The organism is Mesorhizobium sp. WSM4904, from assembly GCF_029674545.1.
Classification (GTDB): Bacteria; Pseudomonadota; Alphaproteobacteria; order Rhizobiales; family Rhizobiaceae; genus Mesorhizobium.
This window is the reverse complement of record NZ_CP121354.1, coordinates 2,886,940-2,905,158: the sequence shown is the minus strand read 5'-3', so window position 1 is coordinate 2,905,158 and position 18,219 is coordinate 2,886,940. Positions and strand designations below refer to the sequence as shown.

General features: G+C 63.2%; 17 protein-coding genes and 2 pseudogenes. 11 read left to right on the top strand and 8 right to left on the bottom strand.

Annotated elements, in window-relative coordinates; all coding sequences use genetic code 11:
- Positions 1 to 21: 21 nt before the first annotated feature.
- Positions 22 to 918: a LysR family transcriptional regulator gene (locus QAZ47_RS13920; RefSeq protein WP_278207323.1), complete on the bottom strand. Its 897-nt coding sequence runs from the start codon at positions 916 to 918 to the stop codon at positions 22 to 24.
- A 100-nt stretch (positions 919 to 1,018) separates the two neighbouring features.
- Here QAZ47_RS13920 and QAZ47_RS13915 point away from each other — a divergent pair, with 100 nt between their 5' ends.
- Positions 1,019 to 2,014: a zinc-dependent alcohol dehydrogenase family protein gene (locus tag QAZ47_RS13915; RefSeq protein WP_278207322.1), complete on the top strand. Its 996-nt coding sequence runs from the start codon at positions 1,019 to 1,021 to the stop codon at positions 2,012 to 2,014.
- 77 nt (positions 2,015 to 2,091) lie between these two features.
- On the opposite strand, the gene QAZ47_RS13910 is transcribed toward QAZ47_RS13915, so the two are convergent.
- From QAZ47_RS13910 to QAZ47_RS13895, 4 genes are all read right to left on the bottom strand, one after another.
- Positions 2,092 to 2,844 (bottom strand): SDR family oxidoreductase, encoded by a 753-nt coding sequence (locus QAZ47_RS13910; protein ID WP_278233810.1) that lies wholly within the window; start codon positions 2,842 to 2,844, stop codon positions 2,092 to 2,094.
- A gap of 67 nt (positions 2,845 to 2,911) precedes the next feature.
- The gene (locus QAZ47_RS13905; protein ID WP_278207320.1) at positions 2,912 to 4,309 is read right to left on the bottom strand and encodes an NAD(P)(+) transhydrogenase (Re/Si-specific) subunit beta; all 1,398 of its coding nucleotides are present in this window, start codon (positions 4,307 to 4,309) and stop codon (positions 2,912 to 2,914) included.
- A 1-nt stretch (position 4,310) separates the two neighbouring features.
- Positions 4,311 to 4,733 carry a proton-translocating transhydrogenase family protein gene (locus QAZ47_RS13900; RefSeq protein ID WP_278207319.1) on the bottom strand — a complete coding sequence of 141 codons (423 nt, stop codon included), beginning with the start codon at positions 4,731 to 4,733 and terminating at the stop codon, positions 4,311 to 4,313.
- Entirely contained in the window at positions 4,733 to 6,019 is a 1,287-nt protein-coding gene (locus QAZ47_RS13895; protein ID WP_278207318.1) for a Re/Si-specific NAD(P)(+) transhydrogenase subunit alpha, read from the bottom strand. The genes QAZ47_RS13900 and QAZ47_RS13895 overlap by 1 nt, the downstream gene beginning before the upstream one ends.
- Positions 6,020 to 6,298: 279 nt before the next feature.
- On the opposite strand from QAZ47_RS13895, the gene QAZ47_RS13890 reads away from it, so the two are divergent.
- The 10 genes and pseudogenes from QAZ47_RS13890 (at position 6,299) to nadC (ending at position 15,191) form a co-directional block, all read left to right on the top strand.
- On the top strand, positions 6,299 to 7,048 hold the full coding sequence (locus QAZ47_RS13890) for a 3-oxoacyl-ACP reductase family protein (RefSeq protein ID WP_278207317.1): 750 nt from the start codon (positions 6,299 to 6,301) through the stop codon (positions 7,046 to 7,048).
- A 123-nt stretch (positions 7,049 to 7,171) separates the two neighbouring features.
- Positions 7,172 to 7,409 (top strand): annotated as a pseudogene (locus QAZ47_RS13885) (hypothetical protein); the annotation flags it as partial.
- A gap of 49 nt (positions 7,410 to 7,458) precedes the next feature.
- A complete protein-coding gene (panD, locus tag QAZ47_RS13880) occupies positions 7,459 to 7,908 on the top strand; it encodes an aspartate 1-decarboxylase (RefSeq protein ID WP_278207316.1) in 450 nt (149 codons plus the stop codon).
- A gap of 87 nt (positions 7,909 to 7,995) precedes the next feature.
- Entirely contained in the window at positions 7,996 to 8,994 is a 999-nt protein-coding gene (gene bioB, locus QAZ47_RS13875; RefSeq protein ID WP_278207315.1) for a biotin synthase BioB, read from the top strand.
- A gap of 8 nt (positions 8,995 to 9,002) precedes the next feature.
- Positions 9,003 to 10,145, top strand: a complete 1,143-nt coding sequence (locus QAZ47_RS13870; RefSeq protein ID WP_278207314.1) for an 8-amino-7-oxononanoate synthase — start codon at positions 9,003 to 9,005, stop codon at positions 10,143 to 10,145.
- Positions 10,142 to 10,780 carry a dethiobiotin synthase gene (gene bioD, locus QAZ47_RS13865; RefSeq protein WP_278207313.1) on the top strand — a complete coding sequence of 213 codons (639 nt, stop codon included), beginning with the start codon at positions 10,142 to 10,144 and terminating at the stop codon, positions 10,778 to 10,780. Before QAZ47_RS13870 ends, bioD begins: the two co-directional genes overlap by 4 nt.
- Positions 10,777 to 12,042, top strand: coding sequence for an adenosylmethionine--8-amino-7-oxononanoate transaminase (locus QAZ47_RS13860; RefSeq protein ID WP_278207312.1), 1,266 nt, complete (start codon positions 10,777 to 10,779; stop codon positions 12,040 to 12,042). Before bioD ends, QAZ47_RS13860 begins: the two co-directional genes overlap by 4 nt.
- Entirely contained in the window at positions 12,039 to 13,022 is a 984-nt protein-coding gene (locus QAZ47_RS13855; RefSeq protein ID WP_278207311.1) for a beta-ketoacyl-ACP synthase III, read from the top strand. Before QAZ47_RS13860 ends, QAZ47_RS13855 begins: the two co-directional genes overlap by 4 nt.
- A gap of 628 nt (positions 13,023 to 13,650) precedes the next feature.
- Positions 13,651 to 14,307: pseudogene (locus tag QAZ47_RS13850) on the top strand (FAD-binding protein); the annotation flags it as partial.
- A 2-nt stretch (positions 14,308 to 14,309) separates the two neighbouring features.
- Positions 14,310 to 15,191 (top strand): carboxylating nicotinate-nucleotide diphosphorylase, encoded by an 882-nt coding sequence (gene nadC, locus QAZ47_RS13845; RefSeq protein WP_278207310.1) that lies wholly within the window; start codon positions 14,310 to 14,312, stop codon positions 15,189 to 15,191.
- 127 nt (positions 15,192 to 15,318) lie between these two features.
- On the opposite strand, the gene QAZ47_RS13840 is transcribed toward nadC, so the two are convergent.
- Genes QAZ47_RS13840 through QAZ47_RS13830 form a run of 3 tightly spaced genes read right to left on the bottom strand, consistent with a single transcriptional unit; the run spans position 15,319 to position 18,216 of the window.
- On the bottom strand, positions 15,319 to 16,284 hold the full coding sequence (locus QAZ47_RS13840) for an ABC transporter ATP-binding protein (protein WP_278233621.1): 966 nt from the start codon (positions 16,282 to 16,284) through the stop codon (positions 15,319 to 15,321).
- 2 nt (positions 16,285 to 16,286) lie between these two features.
- Positions 16,287 to 17,294, bottom strand: a complete 1,008-nt coding sequence (locus QAZ47_RS13835) for an ABC transporter ATP-binding protein (protein ID WP_278207307.1) — start codon at positions 17,292 to 17,294, stop codon at positions 16,287 to 16,289.
- 4 nt (positions 17,295 to 17,298) lie between these two features.
- Positions 17,299 to 18,216 (bottom strand): dihydrodipicolinate synthase family protein, encoded by a 918-nt coding sequence (locus QAZ47_RS13830; RefSeq protein WP_278207306.1) that lies wholly within the window; start codon positions 18,214 to 18,216, stop codon positions 17,299 to 17,301.
- Positions 18,217 to 18,219 lie beyond the last annotated feature (3 nt).

Here is an 18,219-nt window from a genome sequence, read left to right as displayed (position 1 = left end):
CAGGCCGCCATTTCTGAGCTCTCACATCAATTTCGGCAAGGATGCTGCCAGCTCATCTATGGCAAGCCTCAACTTGACTGGCATCAGCGGCGCCCGCAACCAGACGGCATAAGCGTCGTAAGGAAAGCTCGGCATTGTCGGAAACACATCCCTCAAGCTGCCATTAGCAATATGACCGCGCACCAACCATGAGGGCAGCCATGCAAGGCCAGCCCCTGCTGCAGCGGCTTCGGCAATCACATTGAGATCGTCGAAGCGAAATCGGCTCGGCGGAACGATCTCAAAAGGCGCTTCGCTATCGCGCGGGAACAGCCAAGGAGGAACCGGCCCAGCGCGCCAATAAACCACTGTCTCATGGCCCGCGATGTCAGACAGATCTTGGGGCATGCCACGCTCGGCAATGTAGCTTGGCGAAGCACAAACGATCATGCGTTGCTGCGCGAGTCGCTTGGCCATGAGTCCGGCTCTATCGGTCAATTCTCCCGTCCTAATCGCGAGGTCGAACCCGCCTTCCATGAGGTCGACAAGCCGATCGGTGAAAGAGAGCTCCAACTCCAATCCAGGATAGCGCTTGGCCAAGTTTAGCATTACGGGGGCTGCGCATTGCCGGCCAAAATGGACCGGCATTGTTACTCTCAGTTTGCCCCTTGGCTCCGAGAGTTGATCGGCTGCTAGTGCGTCGGCAGCTTCAGCCTCGGTAAGAATGATGCGGCAGCGCTCATAATAAATCTTGCCGATATCGGTGAGGCTCTGCCTGCGCGTGGTGCGGTTGAGCAGCCGAACCCCGAGCCGCTCCTCCAAGAAACGCACATGCTTCCCAACCATTGGGCCAGACATTTGAAGGGCAGAGGCCGCCGCTTCGAATGAGCCTAGATCCACGGCTTTGACGAAGGCAGTCATGCTGGCAAGACGATCCATATTCCAAACCGTTGGTTTAGTCTTATCTTCCTGCGAGCCAATATATCTTCCCGATTTGTGCATGGTAAAGCCAATTCGATGCAAATCGTTAGGAGTTATAATGACAAAAGTCGTCCGTTTTCATGAGTTTGGTGGCCCTGAGGTTCTGCGCATAGAAAATATCGATGTGGCGCCTCCCGGCCCGGGGCAAGTCCGTATTCGCGTGAAGGCCATCGGCCTCAATCGGGCTGAAGCGCTGATGCGCGCTGGCACCTATATCGAGACCCCTGAGTTGCCCTCGCGTCTTGGCCTCGAGGCCGCCGGCATCGTTGACGCACTCGGATCCGGCGTAAGCGGGTTCGCGGCTGGTGACGTTGTCAGTACCATTCCACCGATCTCGATGATCGAATACCCGGCCCATGGCGAACTCGCCACATTCCCAGCCGCGCACATTGTCAAGCACCCTGCGAGCCTCACCTTCGAAGCTGCTGCTGCTTTATGGATGCAGTTTCTCACGGCGTACGGCGCTTTGATCGAGATCGCCCAGCTGCGCGCCGGGGACTTCGTCGCTATTACCGCGGCGTCAAGCAGTGTCGGACTGGCGGCCATTCAGATCGCCAAAAAGGTTGGCGCCACGCCAATTGCCATTACCCGATCGTCCGCCAAGAAGCAGGCGTTGATCGATTTCGGCGCAACCCATGTGATCGCGGCAAATGAGGAGGATTTGGAAGCCCGGCTGAAGGCCATTTCCGGCTCGACTGGCGTGCGGGTCGTTCTCGACGCAGTCGGTGGCCCAATCTTCAATCCACTGACTGCTGCCATGGCTCGCGGCGGCATCCTGCTCGAATATGGCGGACTAAGCCCCGAGCCTACCCCTTTCCCGCTTTTCACGGTGCTGGGTAAATGTCTGACGCTTCGCGGTTACCTTGTACATGAGATCGTTCAGGATCCTCGCCGCCTCGAAGCCGCCAAGACTTTCATTGCCGAGGGACTCACGGACGGATCCCTGAAGCCTGTGATCGCCAAGACCTTTGATTTTGCAGATATCGTCGAAGCCTATCGATATCTCGAATCAAACGAACAATTTGGCAAAGTGGTTGTGTCGCTGAACACCTAGGGGCATCTCAAACCAGTGACCATCTGAGCGGCCCATTTGGGCCGCTCAGTCGTTAGAGCCGGAGGGGACCGACAGTACTAAATTCCCCGGGCAGCGCCGCCGTCGATGTCAATCGTGGCGCCTTGGATGTAGGCTGACTGATCGGATGCAAGAAAGGCAACAAGCCGAGCCACATCCTCTGGGGACCCGAAGCGCACGATCTGGTGGCCAGCAAGTAGCTCGTTCTCGATGGCGCTTTCGCTTAACTGTCGCTCCCTCATCAAAGACTCGATGCGGGCGAATAGCCTACCCGATTTGATATAGCCCGGGTTTACCGCATTCACTCGAACGCCGTCGCGACTTCCCTTATCAGCCAAGGCCTTTGTCAGGTTCAGCAGTGCCGAATTGACCGCGCCGCCAATTGTGAAATCCGCGCTTGGCGTGCGAGAGCTCGAGCCTACTATGTTGATAATAGAGCCGCCGCGTGAAGCCAGATGCGGCCACGCCGCCCGGCACAGAAGCACGCTCGCATAAAATTTTAACGAGAACCCATCCAACCAATCCTCATAAGTAAAATCCAGAAACTCCCCTCGCCTGGTGTCGCCGGCGCAGTTGACCAAAAGATCGAGCTGACCGAACTGACCTAATGCAAACGCTACGCATCGATCCGGGGCGTCAGGCTTTTTCAGATCTGCAATAGTGACAGCTGCTGGCGCGCCAGAAAGTGCTGTCGCAGCCTGCTGTGTTTCGGCGAGTGACTGACTGTCGCGAGCAGCCAAGCAAAGAGAAAAGCCGCCCTTTGCGAGTTCCAATGCGATAGCCCGGCCAATGCCTCGGCTAGCGCCCGTCACCAGTGCGACCTTCTTCGGTGCGGCAGCCTTATTCGTCGTTGCGAACTCAGTCAAAAGCCACCTAGCATCAGTGATCCATGGCCTTGACGATTTCCTCGGTCATCTTCTTGGCGTCGCCGAGCAACATCATGGTGCCGTCCTTGTAGAACAGCGTGTTGTCGATGCCGGCATAGCCGGAGCCGAGCGAGCGCTTGACGAAGAGGCAGGTGCGGGCCTTGTCGACGTCGAGGATCGGCATGCCGTAGATCGGCGAGGACTTGTCGTCGCGCGCGGACGGGTTGGTGACGTCGTTGGCGCCGATGACATAGGCGACGTCGGCCTGCGCGAATTCGGAGTTGATGTCCTCGAGCTCGAACACCTCGTCATAGGGCACGTTGGCCTCGGCGAGCAGCACGTTCATGTGGCCGGGCATGCGCCCGGCGACCGGGTGGATGGCGTATTTGACCTCGACGCCGTTGGCCTTGAGCTTGTCGGCCATCTCGCGCAGCGCGTGCTGCGCCTGGGCGACCGCCATGCCGTAGCCCGGCACGATGATGACCTTCTGCGCGTTCATCATCAGGTAGGCGGCGTCGTCGGCCGATCCCTGCTTGACGGTGCGCTCGATGCCGTCGTCGGCAGCGGCAGCGGTTTCGCCGCCGAAACCGCCGAGGATGACGGAGATGAAGGAGCGGTTCATGCCCTTGCACATGATGTAGGACAGGATCGCACCGGACGAACCGACCAGCGCGCCGGTGATGATCAGCGCCAAGTTGCCGAGCGTGAAGCCAAGCGCTGCCGCCGCCCAGCCGGAATAGGAATTCAGCATCGACACCACGACCGGCATGTCGGCGCCGCCGATCGGGATAATCAGGAGCACGCCGAGCACCAGCGAGGCGGCGACGATCAGCCAGAAGACCAGCTTGGACTCGGTGGTGACCAGCAGCACGATCAGCACCACCAGGGCAACACCCAGCGCGATGTTGATCATGTGGCGGCCGCCGATCATGATCGGCTTGCCGGACATGCGGCCGTCGAGCTTCAGGAAGGCGATAACCGAGCCGGTGAAGGTGATGGCGCCGATGGCCACACCGAGGCTCATTTCGATGAGCGCCTGGGCGTGGATGTCGCCCGCCGTGCCGATGCCGAAGCTTTCCGGCGCGTAGATGGCGGCTGCCGCCACCATGACGGCGGCGAAGCCGACGAGCGAGTGGAAGGCGGCGACCAGCTGCGGCATCGAGGTCATGGCGATGCGCCGCGCCACATAGGCGCCGACGCCGCCACCGATGGCTAGCCCCAGCACGATCAGGCCGAAGCGGCCCGCCGAGGGCAGCGCCAGCGCCAGCGTGGTGCAAAGAGCAATGCCCATGCCGATCATGCCGTAGAGATTGCCCTGCCGGCTGGTGGTCGGGTGCGACAGGCCGCGCAGCGCCAGGATGAAGAGGATGCCGGAGACCAGATAGAGGAAGGAAGCGAGATTGACGGTCACGTCACTTTTCCTTCTTCTTGTACATGGCGAGCATGCGCTGGGTGACGAGGAAGCCGCCGAAAATGTTGACCGAAACCAGCACCAGGGCGATGAAGCCGAAGCCCGCGGCAAGGCCGGAAGCCGCGATGCCGACGGCAAGCAGCGCGCCGACGACGATGACCGAGGAGATGGCGTTGGTGACGGCCATCAGCGGCGTGTGCAGCGCCGGCGTCACCGACCAGACGACATAGTAGCCGACGAAGATCGCCAGCACGAAGATGGCGAAGCGGAAGACGAAGGGATCGATGGCGCCGCCAGAGAGCGCATGTGCGGCGTTGCCGGCAGCCTCGGCGCCGGCGGGCGCGTTGGCGAGGTCATGCACGGCAAGGCGGACGGCGGCCGTCGCCTGATCGAGCTGGTCGAGGGCTTTCTGCAGCTGTTCCATCACGCGCTCCCTTCTGGCTTGGACGAGGGCGACTTGGCCGCGGCCTTCCTGTTGTTGGTTTTCCGGGGTGCCGGTTTCGTGTCGCCGGCGCCGGCAACCATGATCGTGGCCGGGATCGCAGCCGGCTCCGTGCGCGGCGCATCGGCGGCCTTGGCGAAATTGGGATGCACGACCTGGCCAGCGTCGGTCAGCATCGTCGCCTTGACCAGCTCGTCGTCGCGCTTGATGGCAAGCTGCTTCGCCGCCTTGTCGACCATCGTCTCGAGGAAGGCGTAGAGGTTCTTGGCGTAGAGCAGCGAGGCCGATGCCGCGACGCGGCCCGGGACGTTGAGATGGCCGACGATCTTGACGCCGTTTTCGGTCGTGACGACCTTGCCGGGCACCGCGCCCTCGACATTGCCGCCGCGCTCGACCGCGAGGTCGACGATCACCGAGCCCGGTTTCATTGAGGCGACCATGGCGGCCGAGACCAGCTTCGGCGCCGGACGACCCGGAATCAGCGCCGTGGTGATGACGATATCCTGCTTGGCGATGTGCTCGGCGGTCAGCGCCGCCTGCTTGGCCTGGTATTCCTTCGACATTTCCTTGGCGTAGCCGCCGGCCGTCTCGGCCGCCTTGAATTCCTCGTCCTCGACGGCGAGGAACTTCGCGCCGAGTGACTGGACCTGCTCCTTCACCGCCGGGCGCACATCTGTGGCGGTGACGACGGCGCCGAGGCGACGCGCGGTGGCGATCGCCTGCAGGCCGGCGACGCCGACGCCCATGATGAAGGCTTTCGCCGCCGGCACGGTGCCCGCCGCCGTCATCATCATCGGCAGCGCGCGGTCATATTCGGCGGCCGCGTCGATCACCGCCTGGTAGCCGGCGAGATTGGCCTGCGAGGAAAGCACGTCCATCACCTGCGCGCGGGTGATGCGCGGCATGAACTCCATCGAGAAGGAGGTGATGCCGGCCTTGGCCATCGCGGCCACCGCCGCATCGTTGCCGTAGGGATCCATGATGGCGATGACGGCCGCGCCGGACTTGTAGCCCTTCAGCTCCGCATCGGTCGGCCGGCGCACTTTCAGCACCACATCGGCCTTCGACGCGTCGGCAGCCTTGCCGATCGCGGCACCCGCCGTGGCAAACTCCTGATCGGTGATGCGCGAGCCGAGGCCCGCGCCCTTCTCGACGATCACCTCGAAGCCCAGACCCGCCAGCCGTTTCACCGTCTCAGGCGAAGCCGCGACACGCGGCTCGTTCGCATCAAGCTCACGAGGGATGAATATGGTTTGTGTCGCTGCCAAACGGGTTAATCTTTCTGTCGGTTCGTTGCCGCGCTCAGTAGCAAGTCCCGTGCCAGAGAGGATGGAGGCCGAGTAACTGGCTACCAGCTACTCGTCTGTTTCCAGGCAGGAGGATCCCGGTGTTTCCGGTGGCAACATCATGTGTTTATCAAGGACAGCCAGCACCGGTGTGCGCGTGAAGGTCAGCGCTTGGGTTGATGTTTTTCTCGCCATCCCTGGCTGCCAGCGGAATGGCATGGTTATTGCGAAGAGAATGACGGCATCACTCGGGAGGATTAGTTGATGAGCTCTGCACTTGAAGGCAAGATCGCCTTGGTCACAGGAGGCAGCCGCGGCATCGGCGCCGCAATAGCGAAGCACCTTGCGCGCGACGGTGCGAACGTCGCCATCACTTACACTTCGGCCAAAGACAAAGCCGATGAAGTGGTCAAGGAAATGGAGGCCATCGGCCGCCGCGCCATCGCTATCCGTGCCGACAATCTGGCCGCTGAAGCAATGGATCTTGCCGTGAACGAAACGATCGCCAAGCTCGGAGGTCTGGACATTCTCGTCAACAACGCTGGGATTCTGCACACCGGGCCAATTGAGGACTTCACGCTCGAGGATTTTGAGCAGACCATTGCAATCAACGTACGAGCTCCCTTTCTAGCTTGCCGCGCGGCTGGCCGCCAAATGCGTGCGGGCGGAAGGATCATTTCAATCGGCAGCAATCTTGCTGATCGAGCGCCTCGACCGGGCTTAAGCCTGTATTCCATGAGCAAGGCCGCCCTTGTTGGGATGTCCAAAGCCCTCGCCCGCGAACTCGGCCAGAAAGGCATAACCGTAAACGTCGTTCAGCCAGGTTCCACAGATACGGAAATGAACCCTGCTGATGGTGCATTCGCCGACAATCAACGGGCGCGGATGGCGCTGCCGGGGCGCTTTGCTACTCCTGAGGACATAGCCGGGCTCGTATCTTGGCTTGCTGGGCCCGGCGCAGCCAGCGTTACTGGCTCCGTCTACACGATCGATCGCGGATCCAACGCCTGATAGTCGAACGATATGACAGCGTAGACAACTCCCAAAGTGGCCTTCGAACGATGATCGCTGGCGCCTGCATCGAGAAATGAAATGGTGGCTGTTATGATGAGCAGGCCCGATCGCGCCCACCAAGACGCAGTGCTGGACAACATGTCGTTTGACCCGGGCGATGGCGATGGTCGGCGGCCGCGCGATCACCGAACCATCCGGCCGGGTGATCGCGCAGACAGCATCGGCAATTGCCGCGGCGGGCATCGACCTGATACCAGCTTCATTGGCTTTTGATCGTAGCACATACGGCCACGACAGAAACCGGCGCGCCCGGTGGGGAGGCCGCTTTGCGGCCAGTCGCAGCCGCCGAGGTGAATGAGAGGCGCAAAGCGGTTGCATTAAAATCGCAAGCTGTTCTGGAGATGTCCATGCGCAAAATCGTCGCCGGCAAGCTGCACGGCATCCACGTCACCGAGGCCAATCTCGACTACCATGGTTCGGTCACGCTCGATCCCGACCATTGCGAGAAAGCGGGCATCCTGCCGATGGAATTCGTCGATATCTGGAACAAGAACTCGGGCGCACGGATCTCGACCTATGTCATCCTCGGCGAACGCGGATCCCGCTGCTGCATTCTCAACGGCGCCGCGGCCCGCACCTGCCAGCCGGGCGATCAGGTGATCATCTGCAACGCAGTGTATGCGCACGAGACGGACCTGACCGCACTCAAGCCGCGCGTGCTGACCTTCGACAAGGATAATCGCGTCGTCGACCAGTTGACCTATTCAGTTGAGCGCAACGCCGGCGGAGGCTACAGCTTCTCGATACTCAACGAGGTCCACGACGCTCTGCCGATACCGGCGCTCGTGGGCGGCTAAAAAGCTGGCCAGGCTGGCCACTGCGGAAAAGTTCAAGCTCGTTCAGCGGAACCGGCTGCAAATGGACATCTAGACGATGGAGACGGAATGAACGCCGAATTGCATCTGAACGCGGCCGTTGAGCTGTTCAACGAAGTGTCCTCCCAATGGAAGCGGGAAACCGCCCAGGCTATCCACGATCTGCCGTTCAACGACCTGCTGTTCCGGGCCCAGACCATCCACCGGGAGAATTTCGACCCCAACCGGGTGCAGCTGTCGCGCCTGCTGTCGATCAAGACAGGCGGCTGCCCTGAGGATTGCGGCTATTGCAGCCAGTCGGCGCATCACCAGTCCGGCCTCAAGGCCTCGAAGCTGATGGAGGTTCAGCGCGTCATCGCCGAGGCAAGAAAGGCGCGCGACGCAGGCGCCACGCGATATTGCATGGGCGCCGCATGGCGCAGCCCCAAGGAGCGCGACATGGAGGCGGTCATCGCCATGGTGGAGGGCGTGAAGGCGCTCGGCATGGAGACCTGCATGACGCTCGGCATGCTCGACCTCGGCCAGGCCCAGCGGCTGAAGCAGGCCGGCCTCGACTACTACAACCACAACATCGACACCTCCGAGCGCTACTACAGCGAGATTATCTCGACGCGGACCTTCGCCGACCGGCTGGAGACGCTGGCCAACGTCCGCGACAGCGGCATCAAGGTCTGCTGCGGCGGCATCGTCGGCATGGGCGAGGACAAAGCCGACCGCATCGACATGCTGGTGACTTTAGCCAACCTGCCGGAGCCGCCCGACAGCGTGCCCATCAACATGCTGATCCCGATCGAAGGCACGCCGCTCGGCGAGGCCGACCCGATCGAGCCGATCGAATTCGTGCGCACCATCGCCCTTGCCCGCATAATGATGCCGAAGTCGCACGTGCGGCTCTCGGCCGGGCGCACGGCGATGAGCGACGAGATGCAGGCGTTGTGCTTCTTCGCCGGCGCCAACTCCATCTTCGTCGGCGACACTTTGCTGACCGCCGAAAACCCAGGCGAGGACAAGGACAGCGCGCTGTTCCGCCGGCTGGGCATCAAGCCGATGGAGCGCGAAGCCCAGTGAACGGGCGGGTGAACGGCCGAGCTATGCTCGACCGCTACGAAGCAACCTTGAGCGGGCTGGCCCGCAAGAAGCGGTTGCGGGCCCTGAGCGGCCGCGCCGGGCTCGATTTCGCCTCCAACGACTATCTCGGCCTGGCGCGCTCGAAGCGTATGGCAGAGGCGGTCGCCGCGGCACTCGCCGCCGGCACCCTCGTTGGGGCGACCGGTTCGCGGCTCCTGCGCGGTAACGACCCCGAACACGAGGTACTCGAAGCCAAGGCCGCCGGCTTCTTCGGCGCCGAGCGCGCGCTGTTCTTCGGCGGCGGCTATGTTGCCAATTTCGCGGTGCTCACGACCTTGCCCCAGAAGGGCGATCTGATCGTGCTGGACGAGCTCATCCATGCCAGCGCGCATGAGGGGGCGCGAGCCGGCCGCGCCGAACTGACTGAAGCAGCGCACAACGATGCCGACGCCGTAGACGATGCGATCCAAACCTGGCGCGCGAGAGGTGGCACCGGCCGCGCGTGGATCGTGGTCGAGAGCCTCTACAGCATGGACGGCGACCGGGCTCCGCTTGGTGAATTGATCGAGATCGCGGACCAGCATGATGCATTCCTGTTCGTCGACGAGGCGCACGCTACCGGCGTCTATGGTCCCGACGGGCGCGGTCTCGCGCACGATCTCGAAGGCCGCGACAATGTCGTGGTGCTCCACACCTGCGGCAAGGCGCTGGGCGCATCCGGCGCGCTGGTCACCGCGCCAGAATTGCTGTGCGACTATCTCGTCAACCGCTGCCGGCCCTTCATCTACGCCACCGCGCCCTCGCCGCTGATGGCTGTGGCGGCGGCGACGGCCCTCGACATCGTCGCCGACGAACCGGATCGCCGTGAACGGCTGGCGGGGCTGGTCGCGCTCGCCTCCAAGAAGGCTGGGGAGTTGGGCCTGCCTGCGAGCGGTTCGCAGATCCTGCCAATCATCGTAGGCGACAATGCGCGCGCCATGGCGCTGGCGCTGGCTTTGCAGTCAAGCGACTTCGATGTGCGCGGCATCCGCCCCCCAACCGTTCCCGAAGGGACGGCGAGGCTCAGGATCTCGCTGACGCTGAATGTCGGCGAGGACGACGTCTCGGCGCTGTTCGATGCGCTTGCCGAGGAATGGGGGCGCAGGCCATGACGGCGCGCTTCATCGTGACCGGCACCGACACCGGAATCGGCAAGACCGTGTTTGCGGCCGGTCTGGCGGGCCTGCTCGACGGCTTCTATTGGAAGCCGGTGCAATCGGGCCTCGACGAGGAGACCGACAGCGAGATCGTTGCTCGCCTCTCCGGCCTGCCGGCGGGGCGCGTCCTGCCGGAAGTGTACCGCCTGAGGACGCCTCTGTCGCCGCATCGGTCGGCCGAAATTGACGGCGTCGCGATCGAGGCGGCAAGGCTTTCGCTCCCAGATTTGCCGGGCCCGCTCGTCATCGAAGGTGCTGGCGGGCTGATGGTGCCGCTCAGTCGGCAGATGCGGTTCATTGATATTTTCCGGGAATGGCAACTACCGGTCATTCTTTGCGCCCGCACGGCGCTCGGCACCATCAACCACACCCTGCTTTCGTTGGAAGCTCTGCGTGCCCGTTCGATACCGTTGCTTGGCATCGCCTTCATCGGCGACGAGATGGCCGATACGCAAAGGACGATCGCCGAAATGGGTAATGTACGAATGCTTGGTCGCCTGCCGCGTCTCGACCCGCTAACGCCTGAGGTGCTTTCCGCGGCTATGCAGGCCGCATTTAAAATCGCCGACTTCAGGGAGATCCGGGCATGAGCCGCTCCGCTGTCTGGCATCCCTTCACCCAACATGCCACCGAGCCGGTTCCGCCGACGATCGTGCGCACAGAGGGCGCCTATGTCGAGACGCGCGAAGGCAGGCGCATCCTCGATGCGATCTCCTCCTGGTGGGTCATCACCCACGGCCACCGCCACCCGAAGATCCTGGAGGCGATCCGCGAGGCGACCGAAACGCTCGACCAGGTGATCTTCGCCGGCCTCTGCCACGAGCCGGCCGAGCAATTGGGCGCCGCACTGGTCGACATGACGCCAGCGGGCCTTGACTGGGTCTTTTTCTCCGACAGCGGCTCGACCAGCGTCGAGGTGGCGCTGAAAATGGCGCTGGGCTTTCACCGCAACAGGGGCCTCCCGCGCTCGCGCATCGTCGTGATGGAGCACAGCTATCACGGCGACACCATCGGCACGATGAGCGTCGGCGCGCGCGGCGTCTTCAACGCCGCTTACGAGCCGCTGCTGTTCGAGGTCGACACCATCCCCTTCCCCGCGGCTAGCCGCGAGCAGGAAACGCTGGATGCCTTCGAACGGCTGGCACGTGACCGCAAAGTTGCCGCATTGATTGTCGAGCCGCTGGTGCTCGGCGCCGGCGGCATGCTCATGTACCCTGCCTGGGTACTCGCCGAACTCAAACGCATTGCCGAGCGCTCCGAAACGCTTTTTATCGCCGACGAAGTCATGACCGGCTGGGGCCGCACCGGCACGATCTTCGCCTGCGAGCAGGCTGCGATCGCTCCCGATATATTGTGCACGTCCAAGGGACTGACGGGCGGCTCACTGCCGCTTGCGGCGACGCTTGCCACCGATGCGATCTTTCGCGCGCATTACTCCAGGGATCGGGCCAGGACCTTCTTTCATTCGAGTTCCTACACGGCAAACCCGATCGCCTGCGCGGCTGCACTTGCGAATGTGGGCATCTGGAACGACGAGCCCGTGGCGGAGCGCGTAGCCACCCTGGCGCGGATGCAGGCCGAAAAAGTTGCGCGTTTCAGCCAGGATCCGCGTTTCGAAAATGTCCGCGCCAGCGGCACCATCGCCGCGCTCGACCTTCGCGTCGGCAGTGCCGGCTATCTGGCCGAGGTCGGGCCCAAGCTGCGCGCCTTCTTCCTCGAGCGCGGCTTGCTGGTGCGGCCGCTCGGCAACGTCATCTACGTGCTGCCACCCTATTGCGTGACGTCGGACGAACTCGACCGGCTCTACGCGGCAATAGACGAGGCCGCCGGGCTTGCGGGCGACCAGCGATGACCCGCACGACGCGCATCATAGGCCTTGGCCATCACGTGCCGGCTCGAAAAGTCGGCAATGCAGAGATCGAGGCAAGTCTTGGGCTGGAGGGCGCCTGGATCGAGGGACGAACCGGCATCCGCTCGCGTTTCTGGGCGGAGCCAGGCGACACACTGTCCGGGCTGGCGGCCGAGGCAGGCGCCATGGCGCTGCAGGCTGCCGGCATCGATCGCAAGGAGATCGGCCTGCTTCTGCTTGCCACATCGACGCCTGACCATCTGCTGCCGCCAAGCGCGCCGCTGGTGGCGCACAGGCTTGGCCTTGAAAAGGCCGGCGGCGTCGACTTGGCAGGCGCCTGCGCGGGTTTCATCTATGCCATGACATTCGCCGACGGCTTCGTGCGCCTGCACAACAAGCCGGCCATCGTCATTGCGGCCAACATATTGAGCCGTCGGATCAATCCGGCCGAGCGCGCCAGCGCCGTGCTGTTCGCCGATGCCGCGGGCGCGGTGGTGCTGGCCCCTTCCAGTGACCCCAGCCACGGCATCCTCGGCACCTCGCTCGCCTCGGACGGGTCCGCCTATGGCCTGATCCACATCCCGGCCGGCGGTAGCAGCCGTCCTTTCTCGGAGGAGATCGACATCGTCGACACCCGCATGACGATCACGAACGGCCGAGAAGTCTTCGCCAAGGCGGTGGAGATGATGAGCCGCTGTTCAACCGAGGCGCTGGCGGCGTCCGGCCTTTCGGCGTCGGATATCGCCCGTTTCGTGCCACACCAGGCAAATGTCCGCATCTTCAATGCGGTCGGCAAGTCGCTCGGCATCGAGGATGAGCGCATCGTCAAGACCATCGCCGATTATGGCAACTCGTCGGCCGCAACGATCCCGCTGTCGCTGTCGGTTGCCCACAGCGCCAATCCGTTTCGACCGGGCGAGAAACTGCTTCTAGCTGCAGCCGGCGCCGGCCTCACCGGCGGGGCATTGGCGGTTGGCGTCTAACTCGGACCCCGCAAGCCATGATCCTGTCACGGCCTATGAGTCGTTGTTGCAGACGCTTGGTGACAAGATGGCGAACGGCTCGAGTGGGGCCGGAAGCGGACAGCCCGGTTTTGGGATGATCGGCAAAAGCAGCAGGCCTTCATCAGCCTGCAGACCGTTGGCCAGAAGAAACTCAGGATGTACCGCTGGAGCACTGCCGTCTAACTGTTCAGCGGCTATTCTGACGCCGGACCTCTTCGCGAGCACAACGGCAATCTCATCAACGGCTCGAGCCGCCCGCTTCAGGATCAGTTCGGACCGGAGCACACCGCCAGTAAGATCCTTGTCGGACGCGTATATACCCGTGGGCAGCGCGAAAGCCTGAAAGGAGCCAACGTCGGCCGGAGCTGAGGCTCGACGATCGATGTGTCGCGTTCCCTGCCGCCTGTCGCGGTCAAAAGAAGGTATTGAAGTGGCCGAGCGCGGCGGCGGCACGATGGAATGAGTTCGTTCGCACGTTCGTGACAGGAAGGCCGCCCATGCCCTCCAAGCCCGCCTAAACTTCAATCTGCCGCGAGAGTGGTGGTCCTGGCTGCAAGATATGCTGTGCGGTCCCATCGTGCAGCGAGACGAACAGCCCGTCCGGCACTTCCTCGATGCCCGACCGTGACTCGGGCCGAGATTCGCCGAACGCTTTCCAGCGATCGCATCGCTTTGCCGCGAGGCCGGCATCGATCCTGCCTCGCAGCCGATCCCCGTGCGACCGGCCGCCCACTATCACATGGGCGGCGTGACGGCAGATGCCGAGGGCCGCAGCACGGTTGCCGGCCTGTGGGCCTGTGGCGAGGTCGCCCGGACCGGGCTGCACGGCGCCAACCGTCTCGCCAGCAACTCGCTCATCGAAGCCGTGGTCGGCGCCGCCTGGGTCGGGGCAAGCGTCGCCGCCGCCTCCCCCGGCATGCCCGGACGGCTCAAGCCCGCGATCGTGCCGCCACGAGCCGATGCCTCGCGCATCCGCCCGATCGTCTTGCAGGCGCTCGGCATCGAACGCGACGGCGAAGCGCTGCGTAATGCGGCGAGAGCCCTGGCGCCGATTGCCAACGCAGACGAAGCGGCGTCCGATCTAGCGCTTGTCGCGCTGATGATCACGATCGCCGCCCTTCGCCGCGAGGGAAGCCGGGGCTCGCACTTTCGGAGCGATTTCCCGCAACGCGATGCACGGCCACGAACGCTGCCGTTGACGCTCGACGAGGCCTTCAAGGCGTCAATCGCCCTTAGCAACCCAGCCCCAGCAAGGATCGCTTAACAATGACGTCACCATTGCCTCTACCCTCGATCGTTATCGAACCGATTGTGCGCAGTGCGCTGCTGGAGGACCTAGGCAGAGGCGGCGATCTGACAAGCGATGCAGTTATCCCTTATGACAGTACCGCTACGTTTGCGCTTACCGCGCGGCAGGCCGGCGTGATTGCCGGTCTCGATTTGGCAGCCTACGCCTTCCTGCTCATCGAATCGACGATCGACCTGCAGATGCAGCGCCCTGACGGCAGCGAAATCGCGGCGGGTGAAACCATCGCCAGCGTGAGCGGGCCGGCATGCGCCCTGCTCGCCGCCGAGCGCACGGCGCCCAACTTCCTTTGCCATCTTAGCGGCATCGCCACGCGAACCGCGGCGATCGTCGAAGGGGTGCGCGGGCACAAGGCCAAAATCGTCTGTACGCGAAAGACGACGCCCGGCCTGCGCGCTCTGGAAAAATATGCCGTCCGCGCGGGCGGCGGGGTCAATCACCGCTTCGGTCTCGACGACGCCATGCTTATCAAGGACAACCATATTGCAATCGCTGGCGATATCCGCACGGCCATCGAGCGGGCGCGGACAGCTGCAGGTCACATGGTGAAGATCGAAGTCGAGGTCGACACACTTGAGCAACTCGATGTCGCACTAGCGACGGGAGTCGACGCGGTGCTGCTGGATAACATGTCCGTTGAGCAACTGACTCACGCGGTAGCGATGGTGGGTGGCCGCGCCATCACCGAAGCATCTGGCCAGATAAGCGTGCAGACTGCACCCGCAATCGCCGCGACCGGGGTCGACCTGATTTCCGTTGGCTGGATCACGCATAGCGCGCCGATCCTCGACATCGGCTTGGACGCGGTCGTCGATGTGAATAAGAACAAGTTTTTGAACTGAGCACAGCGTAAAAAAAAACGCTGAAGCTCGGACCACATAGCCGCGCCCGGTTCGGCGGCCTCTTCAGATACTCGATCATCACCGGATCTTTGTTGCGGGCATGCGCAGCGGACATCAACAATTCGCTTCACTCGATGTCGTCGCGGATGCAGGCCTTCCGGTGCCGGGGAGCGACCTCTGTCAAGGCAGGCGCCATCTCAGCGCAAGCTTCGACGGCGTACGGACAGCGCGTCCGGAAAACGCAGCCCGACGGCGGATTTGCCGGGCTTGGTATGTCGCCGTTGAGAACTTGTCGCCGCCGCTTGACGGCGGTGTCGAGCGAAGGGATCGCGGAGAGCAAAGCCCGGGTGTAGGGATGTCGCGGGCTCGCATAAAGCTCCGCGGCGGGGGCCACTTCCATGATCCGCCCCAGATAGAGCACCACGACCATGTCGCAGATATATTCGACGACCGCGAGGTCATGCGAGATGAACAGCATCGTCAGACCAAGGCGAAGCTTGAGGTCGTGCAGGAGATTGATGACTTGCGCCTGGATCGAGACGTCGAGCGCGGATACCGGCTCGTCAGCGACGATGAATTCAGGCTCCAGCGTGAGAGCGCGCGCAATGCCGATGCGCTGCCGCTGACCGCCGGAGAATTCGTGCGCATAGCAGTCGAACGCGTCTGCAGATAGCTCGACCGCGAGGAGAGCCTCCTTCGCTCGCGCGCGGCGCTCGGCCTTACTGCCGATGCACTGGATATCCAGGCCTTCGGTCAGGATCTGTCCGATCGTCATGCGCGGCGAGAGGCTGGCGAAGGGATCCTGGAAGATATACTGCATCTTGCGCCGCTGCCGGCGCAGCTCGGTCGCGCCGAGCTTGGTGATGTCGATCCCCTCGAATCTGATCTCGCCTGAAGTCGGCTCGATGAGCCGGAGCACCGAGCGTCCGATCGTGGTCTTGCCCGAGCCGGATTCGCCGACGAGCCCGACGACTTCGCCACGCTCGATGTCGAAAGAAACATCCTGAAGTGCCTTGACCACCGGACCACGGGAAAAGGCTTGAGGCGCGAAGTGCTTGGTCAGGTTGCGGACAGAAAGATAGGGGGCCGGCATCGCTAGAGTTCCTCCCATCTGAGACACCGGCTCTTCTGGCTCGGCGACACCTGATAAAGTTGCGGCACGGCGGTCCGGCAGGCATCGATCGCCATGCTGCAGCGTGGCGCGAAGGCACAGCCCTTTGGCAGCATGGCCAGCGAGGGAACATTGCCGGCGATGGTGGGCAGCGGTGTGCCGGCGGCCTTCAGCGCGGTCGCCTCGCCGAGGCGCGGCGCGGAGCGCATGAGGCCAACCGTGTAGGGGTGACGCGGATGGGAAAACACCTGCGCCACCGGTCCGGATTCGACGATGCGTCCCGCATACATGACGGCGACCCGGTCGGCGATCTCGGCCACGACGCCGAGATTGTGGGTGACGAAAAGAATGCTCATGCCGCGCTCTGCCTGCAGTTTTTCCATAAGCGCCAGGATCTGTGCCTGGATGGTCACGTCGAGCGCCGTCGTCGGCTCGTCGGCAATGAGCAGCGTCGGGTCGCAGGCAAGCGCCATGGCGATCGTCACGCGCTGGCGCATGCCGCCCGACAACTCGTGCGGGTATTGGAGCGCCCGTCGTTCGGGATCCGGAATGCCAACCTGCACCAGCAGCCGCACTGCATCCAGCGCGGCCTCGCGTCGCGATTTGCCAAGATGGATGCGGATCGGCTCCGCGATCTGCTCGCCGACCGTGAAGACCGGATTAAGGCTGGTCATCGGCTCCTGAAACACCATACCGATGTCATTCCCCCTGATGCGCCGCAACCCTTCGGCATCAAGGGTGGTCAGCTCAGCTTCGGTGCCGTCCTTGCGCCTGAGCCTGATCGATCCCTCGACAATCCTGCCGACGCGTCGCGGCAGCAAGCCCATGATCGACAGGCTCGTCACAGACTTGCCGGATCCCGACTCGCCAACGAGCGCGACGGTTTCGCCCGGCGCGATCGTCAGGCCGATGTCCTGGATGGCAGCGATCTCGCGCCCCGCGATGCGGAACGCGGCGCGCAGGCCGCAGACGTCGAGGGTAGGCGCGCCCACGGCTTCAGCCAAACAATCCAACGTCGCGCAGGATGGTGTCGATCTTCGCCGCCTCCTCGTCGTTCAACGTGCGCTGCGGGCGCGCCATCGTGTGCGAGGCGATAATCCCCAGGCTGCGCATCGCCGACTTGAAGGCGCCGACGCCGGCCGAGCCGGCGCTTGTACGGCCAAGCGAGATCGTCACGATCTCGAACAGCTTCAAGAGGCGCTCCTGTTCGGCCCGAGCAGCCTTGTGGTCACCCGCCTGTAAGAGATTCCAGAGCTTGACGTAGCCACGCGGGTCGACATTGGCGAGCCCCGGAACGACACCATGAGCGCCCATCGACAGCGCGGTGTCGACCATGATCTCCGACCCGGTCATGCCGAAGAAGCCGCGGTCGCTGGCCATATCCTGCAGCACGTAGCGAAGATTGCCGTCGTCGCCGCTGGAGTCCTTCAGTCCGGCCACGATCCCTTCCCTGGCCATGGTCACGGTCGTCTTGCGCTCCAGTTTTACGTGGACGCAGACCGGAATGTCATAGGCGATGATCGGGATATCGACCGCATCCCTGATGTAGCGGAAGTGGTCGATGATTTCGGGCTGGCTGGTCCGTGCATAAAACGGCGCGGTGACGACGATGGCATCGGCACCGGCCGCCTTGGCAATCCGGGAATGATTGATGACGCGGTCGGTTGTCGGGTCGATGACACCGACGAAGAGAGGCACTCGCCCGTTGTTGACCTTGACCGCATGGTCGACGATCGCCTGGCGGGCGGTTTCATCGTGGAACACGACTTCACTGGTCGAGCCGAGCACGAACAGACCGTGCACGCCACCATTCAGGAGATTTTCGAGAACCCGCGTGAAGGACGGGAAGTCGACGCTGAAATCGGGATTGAGCGGGGTGACGACGGGTGGCACGACGCCGGTGAAGAGAGGCATTTT

Bases quoted from the DNA above. Each gene is read 5' to 3' on its own strand.
- QAZ47_RS13855 (WP_278207311.1), top strand. From the start codon at position 12,039: ATGACCCGCACGACGCGCATCATAGGCCTTGGCCATCACGTGCCGGCT.
- QAZ47_RS13860 (WP_278207312.1), top strand. From the start codon at position 10,777: ATGAGCCGCTCCGCTGTCTGGCATCCCTTCACCCAACATGCCACCGAG.
- QAZ47_RS13920 (WP_278207323.1), bottom strand. From the start codon at position 918: ATGGATCGTCTTGCCAGCATGACTGCCTTCGTCAAAGCCGTGGATCTA.
- QAZ47_RS13830 (WP_278207306.1), bottom strand. From the start codon at position 18,216: ATGCCTCTCTTCACCGGCGTCGTGCCACCCGTCGTCACCCCGCTCAAT.
- bioD (WP_278207313.1), top strand. From the start codon at position 10,142: ATGACGGCGCGCTTCATCGTGACCGGCACCGACACCGGAATCGGCAAG.
- panD (WP_278207316.1), top strand. From the start codon at position 7,459: ATGCGCAAAATCGTCGCCGGCAAGCTGCACGGCATCCACGTCACCGAG.
- bioB (WP_278207315.1), top strand. From the start codon at position 7,996: ATGAACGCCGAATTGCATCTGAACGCGGCCGTTGAGCTGTTCAACGAA.
- nadC (WP_278207310.1), top strand. From the start codon at position 14,310: ATGACGTCACCATTGCCTCTACCCTCGATCGTTATCGAACCGATTGTG.
- QAZ47_RS13900 (WP_278207319.1), bottom strand. From the start codon at position 4,733: ATGGAACAGCTGCAGAAAGCCCTCGACCAGCTCGATCAGGCGACGGCC.
- QAZ47_RS13915 (WP_278207322.1), top strand. From the start codon at position 1,019: ATGACAAAAGTCGTCCGTTTTCATGAGTTTGGTGGCCCTGAGGTTCTG.
- QAZ47_RS13840 (WP_278233621.1), bottom strand. From the start codon at position 16,284: ATGCCGGCCCCCTATCTTTCTGTCCGCAACCTGACCAAGCACTTCGCG.